The organism is Rhizobium sp. SEMIA4064, assembly GCF_003025035.1.
Taxonomy (GTDB): Bacteria; Pseudomonadota; Alphaproteobacteria; order Rhizobiales; family Rhizobiaceae; genus Rhizobium; species Rhizobium paranaense.
The window spans coordinates 421,515-438,359 of the sequence record NZ_PYJN01000022.1 but is presented as its reverse complement, the minus strand read 5'-3'; the positions used below and the strand labels follow the sequence as shown (position 1 = coordinate 438,359).

The window sequence follows — 16,845 nt, the reverse complement described above, 5'->3', positions numbered from 1 at the left end:
TGCTTACAGGCTCCAGACAGCATGCCCCTCGAGCAGCGGATTGCTCTGCTCCAACGCGGCCTTCACGTCGACCACCACGCCGTTCTCGCCAAGCAGACCAAGAATCTGCGCAGCGCCATCGGTCAAATAGGACTTGTGCGGCACGGCAAGGACGAGGGCGTCGAGCTTGCCGAAATCCTCGAGTGCCGCCAGCCGCACGCCGTATTCCTCCTCCGCCTCGTGATGGCTGGCCATGGGGTCGTGCACCAGCGGTTCGAGGCCGAATTGATGCAGTTCGCGGATGATGTCCGGCACGCGGCTGTTGCGCAGATCGGGGACGTTTTCCTTGAAGGTCAGGCCGAAGATGCCGATCCGGGCGCCGTTGATCGGCTTTTGCGCTGATACCAGCATCTTGATGAGTTTCTGGGCGATGAAGGCGCCCATGCCGTCATTGATGCGGCGGCCGGAGAGGATGACTTCCGGATGATAGCCGAGTTCCTCAGCCTTGGCGGTGAGATAATAGGGGTCGACGCCGATGCAGTGGCCGCCAACCAGACCGGGCGTGAAGGGCAGGAAATTCCATTTCGTCCTGGCCGCTTTCAGCACGTCGGCCGTGCGGATGTCCATTTTCTCGAAGATGATCGACAGCTCGTTCATCAAGGCGATGTTGAGGTCGCGCTGGGTGTTTTCGATCACCTTGGCGGCTTCCGCCACCTTGATGCTGGGCGCGCGGTGGATACCAGCCTGGACCACCGCGCCATAGACGGCGGCGATCCTATCGAGCGTTTCCTCGTTGTCTCCGGCGACGACCTTCACGATGCGTTCGAACGTATGCTCCTTGTCGCCGGGGTTGATCCGCTCAGGCGAATAGCCGACGTGAAAATCCTCGCCCTGGCGCAGGCCCGAGACCTCGGCAAGCACGGGGCCGCACACGTCTTCCGTCACGCCGGGATAGACCGTCGATTCATAGACGACGATGCCGCCCTTCTTCAAAGCCTGGCCGACGGTGCGTGAGGCGGAGATCATCGGGCGCAGATCCGGCTGCCGGTTCCTATCGATCGGCGTCGGAACGGCGACAATGAAGATATCCCGGTCTTGCAGGTCGTGAATGTCGCTGCTGATGCGCAGCCCGCTTTCCTTCAGACGTGCGGATGAAACCTCGCGGGTATCATCCTCTCCGGCTTTCAGGGCCGCGACGCGGGACGTCTTGATATCGAAGCCGACCACGTCGGAGAATTTCTCAGCCAGGGCGATCGCGACAGGCAATCCGACATAACCCAGGCCAATGACGGCAATTTTTTCGCTCAACACAATCCACCTCGAACAATCGACCTGAATTAGCCAAACCTAAGCGGCGTGTCAGCGCAAATCTTTGTTAGAAGAGGCCAATTCGGGTGCAAGTCAGATCAATGTGACGATCAGGCCGAGGCTTTGCAATAGACGCATCCGCGGGGCGTCGCCGCACGCCGGCCATCTTTTCGAGGTGAACGAATAAAACGGAAGTCTTGCGTGTTTTCTGCTCGTTCCCTCCCAAGGAGATCGCAAATCATGAGTAATTTCAATATCGCCGCCGCGGACAAGCGGGCGGCCCGCTATGACCATTTCACCATCGCACTCCACTGGCTGACGGCATTTCTGGTTCTGACCTTGTTCGCATTGGCCGAGGCCCGAGGCTTCGTTGCCCGTGGAACGCCTCTTCGTGGAGACCTGATCTTCGTGCATATCTCGCTCGGCGTTCTGCTAGCGGCTGTCCTCATCCTGCGCATTGTCTGGCGCGTCGCGACCCGCCAGCGCACAGCGCCAGCCGTCTCCGGGCTTCAGCATGTGGTGGCGACGCTTACGCATCTCGCTCTCTACGCGCTGATGATTTCGCAGGTGTCCTATGGCTTCCTGATGATCTGGGTCTCCGGCAACGGACCGAGCTTCTTCGGCCTGTTCTCGGTGCCGCCTTTGCTCGTTCTTGATCAGCCGACACGGCATCTGATGAGTGAATTGCACGACTACACCGCCTGGGCAATCATCGCCATCGCGGGAACTCATGCCGCAGCGGCCCTCATGCATCATTATGTGCTTCGCGACCGCGTGCTTGTCCGGATGATCCCTGCGCGCGGATAGGCGCTGCCGGACTGGTTCACCCTCAAATCGCCGCGGCAGGCCAAAAGGTCGCGGCGTCCCCTATCGAAACCCTTCGCTGCGAACCTATTTTAGTATTCAGAGACATATTTCTCGGAATGCGTGGTTCGCAATGCGTAACACATATCTTGCCCATTTATACGCCAGGCGCGCGGAGCTCGAATCCAGGCTCGAGCTGCATATAGCACGCTATTGTTTTGGCGAGGGAGAGGTCGACGACGGCACCGAGGTGGAGCTGAGGGACAGGATCCGGGAGGTTTCCGACGAGATCTCCGCGCTGGAAAGCGAGCATAGCCATTAGAGCGGCTTCAAAGCTCCAGTCTTTTTCTGGTCTTGCAACTGATCTACAGGTCTCTAACTCTACGCGGGGATTCGAGCACGATGTTGCGTGCTTGAGCAGTCAGTCTTTGAGAAGGGATGGTCATGGCAGGAGAAACGGTTCTGGTGGTCGGGGGAGCCGGTTATATCGGCTCGCATACATGTCTGGATCTGGCGAACAAGGGGTTTCAGCCCGTCGTCTACGACAATTTTTCCAACGGTCACCGCGAATTCGTCAAATGGGGTCCGGCGGAAGAGGGTGATATTCGCGACCGGGCGCGGCTCGATGAAGTCCTGGCGAAATACAAGCCGGCCGCTATCCTGCATTTTGCGGCGCTGATCGAAGTCGGCGAGTCGGTCAAGGACCCTGTCTCCTTCTATGAGAACAACGTCATCGGCACGCTGACGCTGCTATCGGCGGCGCAGGCGGCCGGCATCGGCGCTTTCGTGTTTTCCTCCACCTGCGCGACCTATGGCCTGCCGCAGAGCGTGCCGCTCGACGAAAGCCACCGGCAGGTGCCGATCAATCCCTATGGCCGCACCAAATATATCGTCGAGCAGGCGCTTGCCGATTATGACCAATACAAGGGGCTGCGCTCCGTGGTGCTGCGCTATTTCAATGCGGCCGGCGCCGATTTCGAAGGGCGCATCGGTGAATGGCATACGCCGGAAACCCACGCCATCCCGTTGGCGATCGATGCGGCGCTTGGCCGTCGTCAGGGCTTCAAGGTGTTCGGCAGCGACTATGACACACGCGACGGCACCTGCGTGCGCGACTATATCCACGTCCTCGATCTTGCGGATGCACATGTCCGGGCGGTGGAATATCTGCTGCGGGGCGGTGAATCGGTGGCGCTCAATCTCGGTACGGGTACGGGCACGACGGTCAAGGAATTGCTGTCGACGATCGAGACGGTGTCGAACCGGCCTTTCCCCGTCGAATATGTTGGCCGCCGCGAGGGCGATTCGACCACGCTGGTTGCCAATAACGATAAGGCCCGCGACGTTCTCGGCTGGTCGCCGAAATATGACCTGTCGCGCATTATCGAATCCGCCTGGAATTGGCATGCCAAATCCAACCAGCATTGAGCGGCGCGCTTCGGGCAAACGCCCGAACGTGCTGCTGATATCGGCCGATCAATGGCGGGGCGATTGTCTCTCCGCCGTCGGTCATTCTTGCGTCAAGACGCCCAATGTCGATGCTCTGGCGCGGGACGGCGTGTTGTTCCGCCGGCATTTCGCCGGAGCAGCGCCCTGCTCGCCGGCGCGGGCGACGCTTTATACCGGTCTCTATCAAATGAACCATCGCGTCTGCCGCAATGGTTCGCCGCTGGATGCCCGCTTCGACAATCTGGCGGCCGCCTCCCGCCGCGCCGGCTACGATCCGACCTTGTTCGGCTATACCGATACGGCGCCGGATCCGCGCGGCATGGACCCGAATGATCCGTATCTGACGACCTATGAGGGCGTGCTTCCGGGCTTCAGCGCGCGTCAGCTTCTGCCGGAGCATGAAAAGCAATGGCTCTCATGGCTGCGCTCGCACGGCCATGTGGGTGCGACGAGCCGCAATATTCATATTCCCGTCGGTGCCAAGCCCGGTGAAATCTCCAATGCGGCGCCTGCCTATTCCAAGGATGAGACGCAGACGGCTTTTCTTGCCGGGGAGTTCATTCGCTGGCTCGGCGAACAGGACGAGCCCTGGTTCGCGCATGTCTCCTTTCTCAGGCCGCATCCGCCGTTTTCGGTGCCGGAACCCTATAACCGCATGTTTGCCGCAAGCGACGGACCGGCTTTTGCGCGCGCAGCGGACCGCCAGACGGAGCAGACGGCGCATCCCTTTCTCGCCTACGCCATGCCACTGATCGGCAAGGGCGGCTTCATCCATGGCGGTGAGGGGCCTGCAAGCGACTGGACGGCTGAAGATCTGTCGGCGATCCGCGCCATCTATTACGGCATGATCGCCGAAGTGGACACGCAGCTCGGGCGGATCTGGCAGGCGCTGAGAGATGCGGATGCCTGGGACGATACGCTGATCGTGTTCACATCGGACCACGCGGAAATGATGGGCGATCACTGGATGCTCGGCAAGGGCGGCTTTTTCGATGGCAGCTATCACATCCCGCTGGTCATCCGCGATCCGGGACAGCCTGGCGGTATGGGCCAGCAGGTAGACCACTTCACCAGCGCCGCCGATATTTTTCCGACCCTCTGCGATCGCCTGGGCCTCCTGCCCGACAATCACCTCGACGGCGAGACGCTTCTGCCCTTTATCGAGGGTGCGGAGCCGGAGGACTGGCGCGATGCGGCCTTCTGGGAGTTCGATTTCCGCGATATCGCCAGGGGCGACGCAGAACGGCATTTTGGGCTCAGGTCGAATGCCTGCAATCTCGCTGTCATCCGAGGCGAGCGCTTCAAATACGTCCATTTCGCCGGACTGCCGCCCTTGCTATTCGATTTGGCGAAGGATCCGATGGAACTTATCAATCTCGCGGACGACCCGAATTATGCGGCGACCCGGCTTGCCTATGCCGAAAAGCTGCTGTCGCTCAGGGCGCGGCATCTCGATCAGACGCTCGCCTATACCGAACTGACGGAAACAGGGCCGGTCTCTCGCCGGCCCTGATCAGATTTACATAGCAGGCTATCAGGAAAACGAGCCGAGATAGGTCATCTTGCCGACCGGCAGCCCGCGGCTGCGCAGAATGTCGTGCACCGTGGTAACGTGGAAGAAGAAGTTCGGCAGCGCGAAGGTTGCGAGATAGCTTTCGCCGCTGAACACGATCTTGTTGCCGCCGGGCGTAACGATCACCTCCCGGTTTTCGCTGCCTTCCATCGTCTCCGGCGTCACCGTCGCCAGGAAATCCTCAGTCTTCTTTAGGCGTTCGCGCAGCTCGGCAACGGTGGTCTCGTTGTCCTCGAAGCGCGGTGCGTCGATGCCGGTCAGGCGGGCGATCGCGAGTTTGGCGCTGTCGGTGGCGCGCTGAAACTGGCCGGAGAGCGGCAGCATGTCGTCAATGAGGCGTGCGCCGACAAGGTCGTTCGGATCGGTGTCGTTTTCGGCCGCATAGGCCTCGATCTTGTCGAGATAGGTCGAAAGTTTTGCGAGGCCGCGTTGAAAGATGGGGACTGAGAAGCGGTACATCGAGGGCATGCTGGTTCTCCATGGTCGGCCGATGAGGTGGTCTCGGCCCGATATCGACGGAATTTTACGCCATTCAAATGTCGATGGAATGTCTGTTCCATCGGATTGGCCGCTCACATGTAGGCTTGATCACCGCCTTTTACAGCCTTTTTCGGCCGAAAATTACCGGCTGCGCTTCGATCGCCAGTTCCGTCATTGCGACTACAAAATAGTGTTGACGTTTTTGTCGAAAAATGGAATAAATATTCCGCAGATGGAATTTTACGGTTTGTTTGTTCCGTTTTTGGGTTGCCGTTATGGGAGATGGCAGCTCGGATTGCTGGCCCTACGGTGGAGACCGGGGGCTCCGGCGTTAAGGAGGGGTGTAGCCGGACACCGTAGTTGGAGGAAAAAATCATGAGAAAACTCATCCTGGGCTCCGCGATGGCCCTTATGCTGTCGACTGCGGCCCATGCCCAGACCATCGGTGTCTCGATGGCGCTGTTCGACGACAACTTCCTGACCGTTCTGCGCAACGGCATGCAGGATTATGCCAAGACCATGAAGGGCGTGTCGCTACAGGTCGAAGACGCTCAGAACGACGTCGCCAAGCAGCAGAGCCAGATCCAGAACTTCATCGCCAGCCACGTTGACGCCATCATCGTCAACCCAGTTGATACGGACGCCACGGCTGCCATTTCGAAACTGGCCGCTGATGCGAAAATTCCGCTGATCTACGTCAACCGCGAACCGGCAAACGTCGACAGCCTGCCGGATAAACAGGCTTTCGTCGCTTCCAACGAGCAGGAATCCGGCACGCTGGAAGCCAAGGAAGTTTGCCGCCTGCTGAAGGGCAAGGGCAAGGCCGTCGTCATGATGGGCGAACTGTCGAACCAGGCAGCCCGCATGCGTACCAAGGACGTGCATGACGTTCTCGCCACCGACGAATGCAAGGGCATCCAGATCGTTCAGGAACAGACCGCCAACTGGCAGCGTACCCAGGGCTCCGACCTGATGACCAACTGGCTCTCCAGCGGTTTGGAATTCGATGCCGTCATTTCCAACAATGACGAAATGGCGATCGGTGCCATTCAGGCGCTGAAGGCAGCCGGAAAGTCGATGGATAAGGTAGTCATCGGCGGTGTCGACGCGACGCAGGACGCCTTGGCAGCCATGCAGGCCGGTGACCTCGATGTCACCGTTTTCCAGGACGCAGCCGGTCAGGGCAAGGGTGCGGTCGATGCCGCGCTGAAGCTTGCCAAGGGTGATAAGGTCGACAAGAAGGTCTATATTCCCTTCCAGCTCGTGACGCCCCAGAACGTCAAGGACTTCGTCAAGAAGAACTAACAGAGCGCTGTTAGCGACGGATGCGGGCGCAACAGCCCGCATCCCCAAATTCCGACAGCTCCCGGGAGGGAAAAGATGGTTGTGAGCCCATCCACCATGGCTGCGGTGCGCGCCAGCGGCGCGGTCCCCAATGCCGCCTATCTGCTGAGTGCCGAAGGCATTCGCAAGGAATTTCCGGGCGTGCTGGCCCTCGATGATGTTTCCTTCCGTCTGAAGCGCGGCACCGTGCATGCGCTGATGGGCGAAAACGGCGCCGGCAAGTCGACGCTGATGAAAATTTTGGCCGGCATTTATATACCGGATCAGGGCGAAGTGCGCCTGAAGGGCGTCGAGATCCGCCTGAAATCGCCGCTGGATGCGCTGGAGAACGGCATCGCGATGATCCATCAGGAACTCAACCTGATGCCATTCATGACGGTCGCCGAGAATATCTGGATCCGCCGCGAGCCGAAGAACCGCTTGGGCTTCGTGGATCATGCCGAGATGAACAGGAAGACTGAAGAGCTCTTTCGTCGGCTGAACATCACCATCGATCCTGAAATTCAGGTGCGCGATCTTTCGGTCGCCAACCGCCAGATGGTCGAAATCGCCAAGGCGGTATCCTACAATTCCGACGTACTGATCATGGACGAGCCGACTTCGGCGCTGACAGAACGCGAGGTGGCGCATCTCTTCGAGATCATCCGCGATCTGCGTGCCCAGGGCATCGGCATCGTCTACATTACCCACAAGATGAACGAGCTGTTCGAGATCGCCGATGAATTTTCGGTGTTCCGCGACGGAAAATACATCGGCACGCATTTGTCCACCGATGTCACCCGCGACGACATCATCCGCATGATGGTCGGCCGCGAGATCACCCAGATGTTCCCGAAAGAGGAAGTGCCGATCGGTGATACGGTCCTTTCCGTCAAGGGGCTCACTCTGAACGGCGTCTTCTCCGATGTTTCCTTCGATGTGAAGGCCGGTGAAATCCTGGGGGTCGCGGGTCTCGTCGGCTCCGGCCGGTCGAATGTCGCCGAGACGATCTTCGGCGTGACGCCGGCCTCGTCCGGGACGATCGAGCTTTTCGGCAAGAAGGTCGATATCTCCTCGCCGGCGATGGCCATCCGGCACGGCATGGCGTTCCTGACGGAAGACCGGAAGGATACCGGCTGTCTGCTGATCCTCAGCGTGCTCGAGAACATGCAGGTCGCCGTGCTGCACGACAAGTTCGTGCGGGCCGGTTTCGTGCAGGAGGGCGCGATCGAGGAGACCTGCGAAGACATGGCGCGCAAGCTGCGCGTCAAGACGCCGAATCTCGATGAGCGGGTCGAAAATCTATCCGGCGGCAATCAGCAGAAGGTGCTGATCGGCCGTTGGCTGCTCACCAATCCGCGTATTCTGATCCTGGATGAACCGACCCGCGGCATCGATGTCGGCGCCAAGGCGGAAATACACCGTCTGGTCACGGAAATGGCGCGCAATGGCGTCGCCATCATCATGATCTCATCGGAGATGCCGGAAGTGCTCGGTATGAGCGACCGCATCATGGTGATGCATGAGGGACGGGTGACCGGTTTTCTCGATCGCGCGGAAGCAACCCAAGTCAAGGTGATGGAGCTGGCGGCGCAATGATCGGCCCGGCCGTCGCAAAGGGAGGATTGAACCATGGTTAGCAAAGTTGCAGAGGCGACCGCACCGTCAGTGACGCGCCCCAGGCGCCGCCGCGTGCCGCCGGAACTCGGGATCTTCCTCGTGCTGATCGGCATTGCGCTCGTCTGCGAAATCCTCGGCTGGATTTTCGTCGGCCAGAGCTTCCTGCTCAATGTGCAGCGCCTGAAGATCATGATCCTGCAGGTTTCCGTCATCGGCATCATCTCGGTCGGGGTGACGCAGGTCATCATCACCGGCGGTATCGATCTGTCATCGGGCTCCGTCGTCGGGTTGACGGCCATGGTGGCGGCGAGCTTCGCACAGTCCTCGACCTGGGCGCGGGCGCTTTATCCATCTCTGACCGATTTGCCGTTTTTCATTCCGATCGGCGTCGGCCTGCTGATCGGTCTGGCCGCCGGTTACGTCAACGGCCAGCTCATCACGAAAACCAAGATTCCGCCATTCATCGCGACGCTCGGCATGATGGTTTCGGCCCGCGGCCTGTCGAAATTGTACACGAAGGGGCAGCCGGTCTCCGGCCTCACCGATCAGTTCAATTTCATCGGCACCGGCATCTGGCCCGTCGTCGTCTTCCTGCTCGTCGCGTTGGTGTTCCATATCGTGCTGCGCTACACGCGCTACGGCAAGTTCACCTATGCGATCGGCGCCAATGTGCAAGCGGCACGCGTCTCGGGTATCAATGTCGAGGCGCATCTGGTGAAGGTCTACGCGATTGCCGGTCTGCTCGCCGGTCTCGCCGGCATCATCACCGCCGCCCGCGTCCAGACTGCGCAGGCCGGCATGGGTGTGACATATGAATTGGATGCGATCGCCGCTGCCGTTATCGGCGGCACCTCGCTCACGGGCGGTGTTGGCCGTATCACCGGCACGATCATCGGTACCGTCATTCTCGGTGTGATGATCTCGGGCTTCACCTTCCTGAACGTCGATGCCTACTACCAGGAGATTGCCAAGGGCGTCATCATCGTTGCCGCTGTCGCAATCGACGTCTACCGCCAGAAGAAGCGGGCCAAACACTGAAACGGCCGCGTTTCATCTGATATCTCGAGGCGGGGGTTTTGCCCCCGCCTTTTTCGTTTGCGGCGTCATTCTATGCTAATGCAGATTTTTTTCATTTAGCTATGGCGAATCCTGCCATCTTTTCTATTCTGGCCGCTTCCCGCTGCTCCTTCGAGCACACTATCCAGGATAGACAATGCAATCCGTATTCGATGGCCATAACGACGTTCTCTTAAGACTCTGGAATCATGCCCGCGACGGAACCGATCCGGTCGCGGAATTCAGGGATGGGGCATCGACCGGCCACATCGATGCGCGTCGCGCCAAGGCTGGTGGGCTGGCCGGTGGCCTCTGCGCCATCTACATCCCCTCCGGAAATCTGGTCTTCGCCGATCCCGACCGCAACGGCCACTATGCCACGCCGCTCTCGCCGCCGCTGGAGCGTGCGCCGTCGCTCGATATCGCGCTCGAAATGGCAGCGATCGCCCTCAAGCTCGATCGCGCCGGTGTCTGGAAGCTTTGCCGCTCGACCGCGGAAATCCGCGATTGCATGGAAAAGGGCATCTTCGCTGCGGTGATGCATATGGAAGGCTGCGAGGCGATCGACGCGGATCTCGTCGCGCTTGAAACCTTCTACGCGGCCGGCCTGCGTTCGCTCGGTCCCGTCTGGAGCCGCAACAACGTCTTTGCCCATGGCGTACCCTTCGCCTATCCGAGTTCACCGGATACAGGGCCGGGCCTGACGGATGCAGGTTTTGCGCTAGTGCGCGAATGCAACCGCCTCGGCATCGTCATCGACCTCGCCCATATCACCGAAAAGGGCTTCTGGGATGTGGCGAAGACATCGGATCAGCCGCTGGTTGCCAGCCATTCCAATGCACATGCGCTGACCCCCGTCGCTCGCAATCTCACCGACAGGCAACTCGACGCTATCCGGGAGAGCCGCGGCATCGTCGGCCTGAACTATGCGACGGCCATGCTGCGTGAGGATGGCCGCTCGGATGCCAACACGCCGATCGAGGTGATGGTTCGCCATGTCGACCACCTCGTCAGCCGCGTTGGCATCGATTGCGTCGGCCTCGGATCGGACTTCGACGGGGCGACGATTCCGCATGAAATCAGCGATGCTGCAGGCAATCAAAAGCTGATTGCTGCGCTCAGGAACGTTGGCTATGGTGAAGCCGATCTTGTGAAGCTGTGCAGGGAGAACTGGCTTCGTATCCTGGCCTCTGCTTGGGGAGAGAGCAGCAGACCGCGTATGTGATTCGTAGTAACAAAAGCTAAAATAAGGGAACGAAAACAATGATGATGACCAAGATGAACCGCAGCTTCCGCATCCTTTCGGCCGGTGCGGCTCTCTCGCTTTTGACGATGGCCGTGCCGAGCGCCTTCGCCACGACGCCGAAGGACACGCTGGTCGAAGGCTTCGCCTTCGACGACATTCTCAGCATGGACCCGGCCGAAGCCTACGAACTCTCCGCTGCCGAAGTCACCGGCAACACCTACAGCCTGCTCGTTCGCCTAGATATCAACGACACCTCCAAGATCCAGGGCGATATTGCCGAGAGCTGGTCGGTTTCCGACGATCACCTGACCTATACGTTCAAGCTGAAGCCCGGCTTGAAGTTTGCTTCGGGCAATCCGATCACCGCCGATGACGTCGCCTGGTCTTTTGAGCGCGTCGTCAAGCTCGACAAGAGCCCGGCCTTCATCCTCACTCAGTTCGGCCTGACCGGCGCCAATGTCACGGAAAAGGCGAAAGCGACCGATCCGAGCACCTTCACCTTCACCGTCGACAAGCCCTACGCGCCGAGCTTCGTGCTGAACTGCCTGACGGCGACCGTTGCGGAAGTGGTCGACAAGAAGCTGGTGACGCAGCACGTCAAGCCGGTGACACCGTCGGCCGATTACAAGTATGACAACGACTTCGGCAATGGCTGGCTGAAGACCGGCTTTGCCGGCTCCGGTCCGTTCAAGCTGCGCGAATGGCGCGCCAACGAGGCCGTCGTTCTGGAGCGCAACGACAATTATTACGGCGAAAAGCCGAAGCTTGCGCGCGTCATCTACCGCTTCATGAAGGAAAGCTCCGCACAGCGCCTGGCGCTGGAGAATGGTGACATCGACGTTGCCCGCAACCTGTCGCCGACGGACCTCGCGGCCGTCGAGAAGAACGCTGAACTTACCTCCACCAATGCGCCGAAGGGCACGATCTACTACGTCAGCCTCAACCAGAAGAACCCGAACCTTGCCAAGCCGGAAGTGCAGCAGGCGTTCAAGTACCTGGTCGATTACGACGCCATCAGCAAGACGCTGATCAAGGGCATCGGCGAAATCCATCAGACCTTCGAGCCGAAGGGCATGCTTGGCTCTCTGGATGAAAATCCGTTCAAGCTCGATGTCGCCAAGGCCAAGGAACTGCTCGCCAAGGCCGGTCTGCCCAATGGCTTCTCCGTGACGATGGACGTGCGCAGCATCGAGCCGGATACGGGTGTCGCCACCTCGATCCAGCAGACGCTCGGCCAGGCCGGGATCAAGGTCGAGATCATTCCCGGCGACGGCAAGCAGAAGCTCACCAAGTATCGCGCCCGTAACCACGACATCTATTTCGGCAACTGGGGCAACGACTATTGGGACCCCCATTCCAACGCCGATACGTTCACGAACAATCCTGACAACTCCGACGCAGGCACCAACAAGACGCTCGCCTGGCGCAACGACTGGACGACGCCGGAGCTCGACAAGGAAACAAAGGCTGCCCTGTTCGAGGTCGACGCCACCAAGCGCGGCGCCATGTATCAAGATATCCAGAAGAAGTACCTGGATGCCAGCCCGTTCGTCTTCCTGTTCCAGCAGACGGAAGTCGCCGGCTATCGCAAGGATGTGAAGGACTTCAAGCTCGGCCCGAGCTTCGACACCAACTTCGTCTGGCCAGTGTCGAAGTAATGGTCCGATAGGACTAGTTCTTTGAGCACAGTCGAACGGAAAATGGAGGTGCGGCCCAAAAAGGGCCGTGCCGCGCCCATTGCGATGGGTGTTTTGCGCTTCCTCGTCGTGGCGGTCACGACCTATCTCGGCCTTCTCGCCGTCACGTTTTTCATCGGGCGCGTTATCCCGATCGATCCGGCGCTGGCGATTGCCGGCGACCATGCGCCTGCGCAGGTGCTGGAGCGGCTGCGCCGCCAAATGCATCTCGATCAGCCGCTCTATCTGCAGTTCTACTATTATCTGCTGAGTGCCCTGACCGGCGATTTCGGTACCTCCGTGCTGACGACCAATCCGGTGATGGACGATATCCGGCGTGTCTTTCCGGCGACGATGGAGCTTGCGACCGTCGGCACGATCATCGGCGCGGTTTTCGGCGTTCCCTTTGGTGTGCTAGCCGCCGTGCGCCGCAACAGCTTCGTCGACCAGATCGTCCGTGTCATCGGACTTGTCGGCTATTCGGTGCCGGTGTTCTGGCTGGCGATGGTGTCGCTCGTCATCTTCTACGCCAAGCTGGGTTGGGTGGCCTATCCTGGCCGCATCGACATCGCCTTCGAATATACGTTCACGCCGATCACTGGTTTCTATCTGCTCGACAGTGCCATGCAGGGGCAATGGGATGTGTTCTGGGATGCCTTCCGTCACATTATTCTGCCGGCCTCGCTGCTCGGCTATTTCTCGCTGGCCTATATCAGCCGGATGACACGCAGTTTCATGCTGAACGAGCTGGGTCAGGAATATATCGTCGCTGCCCGCGCCAAAGGGCTTTCGGAGACGCGGGTGATCTGGGGCCATGCGCTGCGCAGTGCCGTCGTGCCGCTGATCACGGTGATTGCGCTCTCCTATGCCGGATTGCTGGAAGGCTCTGTGCTGACCGAGATCGTCTTTTCCTGGCCGGGCATCGGTTTCTATATCACCAGTTCGCTGCAAAATGCCGACATGAACGCCGTGCTCGGCGGCACGGTCATCGTCGGTACGGTCTTCATCGGGATCAACCTGCTCTCCGACTTGCTCTACCGCACTCTCGATCCAAGGACGCGACGTAAATGACGGCTGGGACCACGCAACTTTCCTGGCGTGACTGGCTGCTGTCGGATCGGCCGCAGTCGCGCCGGCAGGCGAGCCTCGGGCGCGCCTATGTCACCTGGCGGCAATTTTCCGCCAATCGGCTGGCCGTTCTCGGATTGCTGATTATTGTCGCCCTCGTTCTCGTGGCGGCCCTTGCCGATGTCATCGCCCCCTATCCGCCAACGATCGGCGATCTGACCAACGCCTATCTGAAACCGCCCGGCACTGGTGGCTATCTTCTCGGCACCGACAATCTCGGGCGCGATATCCTGTCCCGTTTGATCTATGGGTCGCGATGGACCCTCTATATCGTTGTGCTCGTCGCGATCATTTCGGCGCCGTTGGGGCTGTTTATCGGTATGATAGCTGGCTATGCAGGTGGCTGGATCGATACCGTGCTGATGCGCATCACCGATATTTTCCTCGCCTTTCCGAAACTGGTGCTGGCGCTCGCTTTTGCAGGCGCGCTCGGCCCCGGCATCGAGAATGCCATCATCGCTATCGCCATCACCTCCTGGCCACCCTATGCGCGCCTGGCGCGGGCCGAGACGATGACAGTGCGGCGCTCCGATTACATCGCCGCCGTGCAGCTCATGGGCGCCTCGCCGATGCGTATCGTTTTTCGCCATATCATGCCGCTTTGCATTTCCTCGGTGATCGTGCGCGTGACACTCGATATGGCCGGTGTCATTCTGACCGCAGCGGGCCTCGGTTTCCTTGGCCTCGGCGCACAGCCGCCCCTGCCAGAATGGGGCGCGATGATCGCCACCGGGTTCAAATATTATCTCGATCAATGGTGGGTCGCGGCGATGCCAGGTATCGCCATCCTGATCGTCAGCCTGGGCTTCAACCTGCTCGGTGACGGCCTGCGCGATGCGCTCGATCCGAAGGAGAGCGGCCAATGACGGCATTGTTGACGGTCGAGAACCTCAGGGTTCGTTATCCTACCCGCACCGGCGTGATCGAGGCCGTGCGCGGCGTATCCTTCACGCTCGGCCGCGAGCGGCTCGGCATCGTCGGCGAGAGCGGTTCGGGCAAATCGCAGACCGGCCGCGCCATCATGGGGCTGACGCCGTCACATGGCATCGTCACGGCGGACAAGCTGAACTTCAGCGGCATAGACCTGCTGTCGGTCTCGGCCAGGGAGCGCCGGTCTCTGCGCGGCAAGCGCATCGCCATGGTGCTGCAGGACCCGAAATATTCGCTCGACCCGGTGATGACCATCGGCAAGCAGATCACCGAGACGCTGCGAACGCACGAGAAGGTCAGCAAGGCGGAAGCGCGCGACCGTGCGCTGGCCATGCTGGAAGCCGTGCAGATCCGCGATCCCAAACGCGTCTACGAGCTGCATCCGCATGAGGTGTCCGGCGGCATGGGACAGCGCGCGATGATCGCGATGATGCTGATCGCCGGGCCGGAACTGCTGATCGCCGACGAGCCGACCTCGGCGCTCGACGTCACCGTGCAGCTCGATGTGCTGAGGATCATGGACAGGCTGGTATCGGAACGTGGCATGGGGCTGATTTTCGTGTCGCACGATTTGAGGCTGGTATCTTCCTTCTGTGATCGGGTCATCGTCATGTATGCCGGCAAGATCGTCGAGGAACTGAAGGCTGCCGATCTCAACAATGCGCAGCATCCCTATACGCGCGGCCTGTTGAACTGCATGCCCGTGATCGGTGAGAACCGCCATCCGCTGCCGGTCCTCGACCGCAAGCCGGAGTGGGCGGCATGACGGCAGCGCTTGCAGTCGACGGCCTCAGCGTCGTCTATGACGGTTATTCTGCCCTCGATGCGGTCAGTATCGATGTGAACAAGGGCGAATCCTTCGGTCTTGTCGGCGAGTCCGGTTCCGGCAAGTCGACCTTGTTACGCGCCGTCGCCGGTCTTGCGCCCGTCAGCGGCGGCTCAATCCGCGTCGATGGCGAGGTGCTGAAGGGGGCGAAACGCGCCAAGGCGTTCTATCGCCAGGTCCAGATGGTGTTTCAGGACCCCTATGGTTCGCTGCACCCGCGTCAGACCATCGACCGGCTGCTGCTGGAGCCGCTGGCGATCCACGGTATCGGCGACAGCGAGACGCGCATCACCCGGGCGCTCGACGAAGTCGGCCTTGGGTCGGGCTTCCGTTTTCGCTATCCGCACCAATTGTCGGGCGGCCAGCGTCAGCGCGTGGCGATCGCCCGGGCCTTGATTGTCGAGCCGTCGATCCTGTTGCTCGACGAGCCGACCTCGGCGCTGGACGCTTCCGTGCAGGCGGAAGTGCTCAATCTGCTGGAGCAGGTGCGCAGGGATCGTCACCTGACTTTCGTCATGGTCAGCCACGATCTCGGCGTCGTCACGCATATGTGCGAACGTCTGGTGGTGATGCAGAATGGCGCCGTCGTCGAGCGTCTGAGCGCAAAAGAATTGGCGGCTGGCGATGTCAAGCAGGACTACACGCGCAACCTGATGATTGCGAGCAAGGGTTTTGTCCGCGCCTAACTAGCTGTATTCGTTGTGTCTTCAACACTCTTTTAGTTAAGCAGCGCTTAAAAGACGACCAATCGTATAGACTATTGACTCGTGCCGCAATTCTGTCATGATCCCATTAATGGCGGTTAACTTTCGTGATCCCTGTTACGGGTCATACACGAGTGGAGGCAGGCATGTTTTTCATGGGTGGCATGACCATGGGTTATCTTCATCCGCCACAGCCGGCGAAAGAGGAGGACGCGTTGGCCGTCACTCTGCCGGAAGAAAAGAGCCGCCGTCAGATCGGTCCGACCGAAGCTGCGGCTCCCGAACCCGAAGTAAGCGCCGTAGAGCGCACTTTGATCTGGGCTCGCCGTATTCTCTGCTGATTTCGGCTTTGCTGATCTTTCGAGCCCGACCGTCATCCAGTGGTTTATTTTTTCCTTCGTTGGCCTCTGGAAGAAAAACCATCTCTACCTAATTGATAGGGATTGTATGAATGTCGGGCGTGAACTCGCCCGCAAAACATCGAAAAAATAACGAACGGAGGCAACACATGGCGAATTTGGGTATGTCTAATACGCATGTGAATCAGTTCGACGGTTCTAAGCGCGTAGCAACGACGCGGAGCAAGATTCAGACTGCGATCCACGTTGCGCTGTTTTCAGCCGCGTTTGTCTTTATCGCTGCAATCGTCTGCGGCATCGTTATCTAAGCGCGCCGCAAGAATGATATGACCGGCATTGATCGGTCATATCTTGCGCCTGCCGTTGCGGCGCGCTGTAGGATGA

At 59.8% G+C, this 16,845-nt stretch carries 17 protein-coding genes; 15 read left to right on the top strand and 2 right to left on the bottom strand.

Features of this window, described 5'->3' with window-relative positions; genetic code table 11:
* Positions 1–3: 3 nt before the first annotated feature.
* A complete protein-coding gene (locus C9E91_RS19250) occupies positions 4–1,290 on the bottom strand; it encodes a nucleotide sugar dehydrogenase (protein ID WP_107109858.1) in 1,287 nt (428 codons plus the stop codon).
* Between the two features lie 237 nt (positions 1,291–1,527).
* Here C9E91_RS19250 and C9E91_RS19245 point away from each other — a divergent pair, with 237 nt between their 5' ends.
* The 4 genes from C9E91_RS19245 (at position 1,528) to C9E91_RS19230 (ending at position 5,053) form a co-directional block, all read left to right on the top strand.
* Positions 1,528–2,094 (top strand): cytochrome b, encoded by a 567-nt coding sequence (locus C9E91_RS19245; RefSeq protein ID WP_107109857.1) that lies wholly within the window; start codon positions 1,528–1,530, stop codon positions 2,092–2,094.
* A gap of 130 nt (positions 2,095–2,224) precedes the next feature.
* The gene (locus C9E91_RS20025; RefSeq protein ID WP_107109856.1) at positions 2,225–2,413 is read left to right on the top strand and encodes a hypothetical protein; all 189 of its coding nucleotides are present in this window, start codon (positions 2,225–2,227) and stop codon (positions 2,411–2,413) included.
* A 122-nt stretch (positions 2,414–2,535) separates the two neighbouring features.
* On the top strand, positions 2,536–3,519 hold the full coding sequence (gene galE, locus C9E91_RS19235; RefSeq protein WP_028751579.1) for a UDP-glucose 4-epimerase GalE: 984 nt from the start codon (positions 2,536–2,538) through the stop codon (positions 3,517–3,519).
* The gene (locus tag C9E91_RS19230) at positions 3,497–5,053 is read left to right on the top strand and encodes an alkaline phosphatase family protein (RefSeq protein ID WP_107109855.1); all 1,557 of its coding nucleotides are present in this window, start codon (positions 3,497–3,499) and stop codon (positions 5,051–5,053) included. Before galE ends, C9E91_RS19230 begins: the two co-directional genes overlap by 23 nt.
* Before the next feature lie 21 nt (positions 5,054–5,074).
* On the opposite strand, the gene C9E91_RS19225 is transcribed toward C9E91_RS19230, so the two are convergent.
* Positions 5,075–5,581, bottom strand: a complete 507-nt coding sequence (locus C9E91_RS19225; RefSeq protein ID WP_107109854.1) for a DUF1993 domain-containing protein — start codon at positions 5,579–5,581, stop codon at positions 5,075–5,077.
* Positions 5,582–5,968: 387 nt separating this feature from the next.
* Between C9E91_RS19225 and C9E91_RS19220 the strand changes: the two genes are divergently transcribed.
* The 11 genes from C9E91_RS19220 to C9E91_RS19870 all read left to right on the top strand — a co-directional run bounded on the left by C9E91_RS19220 (position 5,969) and on the right by C9E91_RS19870 (position 16,769).
* Entirely contained in the window at positions 5,969–6,898 is a 930-nt protein-coding gene (locus C9E91_RS19220) for a sugar ABC transporter substrate-binding protein (protein WP_107109853.1), read from the top strand.
* Between the two features lie 75 nt (positions 6,899–6,973).
* Positions 6,974–8,515 (top strand): sugar ABC transporter ATP-binding protein, encoded by a 1,542-nt coding sequence (locus C9E91_RS19215; RefSeq protein WP_107109852.1) that lies wholly within the window; start codon positions 6,974–6,976, stop codon positions 8,513–8,515.
* A gap of 33 nt (positions 8,516–8,548) precedes the next feature.
* A complete protein-coding gene (locus C9E91_RS19210; protein ID WP_107109851.1) occupies positions 8,549–9,574 on the top strand; it encodes an ABC transporter permease in 1,026 nt (341 codons plus the stop codon).
* A 175-nt stretch (positions 9,575–9,749) separates the two neighbouring features.
* Positions 9,750–10,817 (top strand): dipeptidase, encoded by a 1,068-nt coding sequence (locus C9E91_RS19205; RefSeq protein ID WP_107109850.1) that lies wholly within the window; start codon positions 9,750–9,752, stop codon positions 10,815–10,817.
* 38 nt (positions 10,818–10,855) lie between these two features.
* A complete protein-coding gene (locus tag C9E91_RS19200) occupies positions 10,856–12,496 on the top strand; it encodes an ABC transporter substrate-binding protein (protein ID WP_107109849.1) in 1,641 nt (546 codons plus the stop codon).
* A 21-nt stretch (positions 12,497–12,517) separates the two neighbouring features.
* The gene (locus C9E91_RS19195) at positions 12,518–13,585 is read left to right on the top strand and encodes an ABC transporter permease (RefSeq protein ID WP_107109848.1); all 1,068 of its coding nucleotides are present in this window, start codon (positions 12,518–12,520) and stop codon (positions 13,583–13,585) included.
* Positions 13,582–14,508 carry an ABC transporter permease gene (locus C9E91_RS19190; protein ID WP_107109847.1) on the top strand — a complete coding sequence of 309 codons (927 nt, stop codon included), beginning with the start codon at positions 13,582–13,584 and terminating at the stop codon, positions 14,506–14,508. Before C9E91_RS19195 ends, C9E91_RS19190 begins: the two co-directional genes overlap by 4 nt.
* Positions 14,505–15,338 carry an ABC transporter ATP-binding protein gene (locus C9E91_RS19185; protein ID WP_107109846.1) on the top strand — a complete coding sequence of 278 codons (834 nt, stop codon included), beginning with the start codon at positions 14,505–14,507 and terminating at the stop codon, positions 15,336–15,338. Before C9E91_RS19190 ends, C9E91_RS19185 begins: the two co-directional genes overlap by 4 nt.
* Complete coding sequence (locus C9E91_RS19180) at positions 15,335–16,084, top strand: ABC transporter ATP-binding protein (RefSeq protein WP_107109845.1); 750 nt, start codon at positions 15,335–15,337, stop codon at positions 16,082–16,084. The genes C9E91_RS19185 and C9E91_RS19180 overlap by 4 nt, the downstream gene beginning before the upstream one ends.
* Positions 16,085–16,248: 164 nt before the next feature.
* Positions 16,249–16,443: a hypothetical protein gene (locus C9E91_RS19175; protein ID WP_107109844.1), complete on the top strand. Its 195-nt coding sequence runs from the start codon at positions 16,249–16,251 to the stop codon at positions 16,441–16,443.
* A gap of 167 nt (positions 16,444–16,610) precedes the next feature.
* Positions 16,611–16,769: a hypothetical protein gene (locus tag C9E91_RS19870; RefSeq protein WP_181316113.1), complete on the top strand. Its 159-nt coding sequence runs from the start codon at positions 16,611–16,613 to the stop codon at positions 16,767–16,769.
* The last annotated feature ends 76 nt before the right edge of the window (positions 16,770–16,845 follow it).